Raw genomic sequence first — 555 nt, forward strand, 5'->3', positions numbered from 1 at the left:
TTTGGGGGCAGCCCGCCATTGTAGCTATGAGGCCTCACCTGGCTGTAATAGCCCACTAGATAATCTGTGATCGCCTGTTCGGCTTCGTTAATACTCTGGTAGCCCGTTCTCGGCACCCATTCCATTTTCAGGCTTCTAAACAGCCTCTCCATTGGCGCATTGTCCCAACAGTTACCGCGGCGGCTCATGCTCTGGGTGAGTTGATAACGCCAGAGTTGCTGCCTGAACCTGTGACTGGTGTAGTGGCTGCCCTGATCGGAGTGAAACATCACTCCCTTGGGCCGCCCCCTGGACTCAAATGCCATGGTCAATGCCTTGCAGGTCAACTCACTATCGGGCGACAATGACATTGCCCACCCCACTGGCTTACGGGCAAACAAATCGAGTACAACAGCGAGGTATGCCCACTGCTTGCCGGTCCAGATATAGGTGACATCGCCGCACCACACCTGATTTGGCGTCGTCACTGCAAATTGTCTATCCAGCAGGTTCGCAATCGCAGGGTGCTCTTGTGCGGCCTTTTTGTAGCTATGGCGGGGTTGCTGACAACTCACC

Annotated in this window: 1 protein-coding gene; it reads right to left on the reverse strand. The window is 55.0% G+C overall.

The annotated features are described in order from the left end of the window. The coding region (locus BN1125_RS05635) for an IS3 family transposase (RefSeq protein ID WP_042011159.1) at positions 1–555 on the reverse strand (555 nt) is incomplete at both ends.

This window comes from Aeromonas fluvialis (genome assembly GCF_000819885.1).
In the GTDB taxonomy this organism is placed as follows: Bacteria; Pseudomonadota; Gammaproteobacteria; order Enterobacterales; family Aeromonadaceae; genus Aeromonas; species Aeromonas fluvialis.